Below are 959 nucleotides of genomic sequence, written 5' to 3'. Positions count from 1 at the left end.
GGCGGGCCGCCCGCAGCATCCCCCACNTGCGTTTCAGGNCCGGCCATCGCCCGTTCGGGGTAGAGGATGACGACGCCGTGCTCGTCGGCGATCCGGTCCCACCCCGTACGACGCCTCGGCCTGCTGCGCCGACCCGTAGCCACCGTGCAGCATCACGACGAGTGCCGCCGGCGCGGAGAGGTGAGCGGGCACGTACAGCCGATACGACCGGTCGTGGCCGCCGACGGTGAGGCGATGCTCCGAGCTTCCGGGGGCGCTGACGCCGGCCGTGGAGAGCGCAGGCGGGTCGAACCGAGAGCCGGCGCACGCGGTGAGGCTCGCCACGATCGCGAGCAGTGCGATGACGGCGATCGCCCGGCGCATCCGCGGCTGCCTTCCCGATGCCTCAGCGGCGGAACGTGAGGTGGGTCACGCCGCTTTCGGCTGCCTCGGCGCGCACCTCGTACCCGTTCTCCAGGCCGCGCAGGTCGTCCCAGAGGCGGATGCCGCGCCCCAGGATGATGGGCACGACAGCGACGTGCAGCTCGTCGACCAGGCCGGCATCGAGGAAGGAGCGCGCCGTCCTGGCGCCCCCGCCGATACGGATGTCACCCCCGGCGGCGACGGCGCGCGCCTGGGCGAGGGCATCCTCGGCTGACGCATCGATGAAGCGGAAGCTCGTGCCGTTGGCCATCTCGATGGACGGCCGCGGCGTGTGGGTGAGCACGAACACGGGCACGCGGAACGGCGGCTCGTCCCCCCACCATCCCCGCCAGTCGGGGTCGTCGCCGTGGTCGTGCAGGCCGAACATGCCCGCGCCCATGATCTCGGCGCCGAGGTCGGCGAAGTAGCGCTGCGCATACTCGTCGTCGACGCCGGTGGTCCCCGCGCCCGTGTCGTCGTGCAGCACGCGCTCCCGGAACGTTCGCGTCGCGGTGTAGTCGCGGACTCTAGAGGATCCCCGGTACCGAGCTCGAATC

At 72.3% G+C, this 959-nt stretch carries 1 protein-coding gene; it reads right to left on the bottom strand.

Annotated elements, in window-relative coordinates:
• Positions 1-385 precede the first annotated feature (385 nt).
• On the bottom strand, positions 386-958 hold the full coding sequence (locus tag I5I_RS01795) for a dihydrofolate reductase family protein (protein ID WP_083867897.1): 573 nt from the start codon (positions 956-958) through the stop codon (positions 386-388).
• Between the last annotated feature and the right edge of the window lies 1 nt (position 959).

The organism is Microbacterium sp. B24 (genome assembly GCF_000333415.1).
Lineage (GTDB): Bacteria > Actinomycetota > Actinomycetes > Actinomycetales > Microbacteriaceae > Microbacterium.
This window is presented reverse-complemented; position numbering and strand designations above follow the sequence as displayed.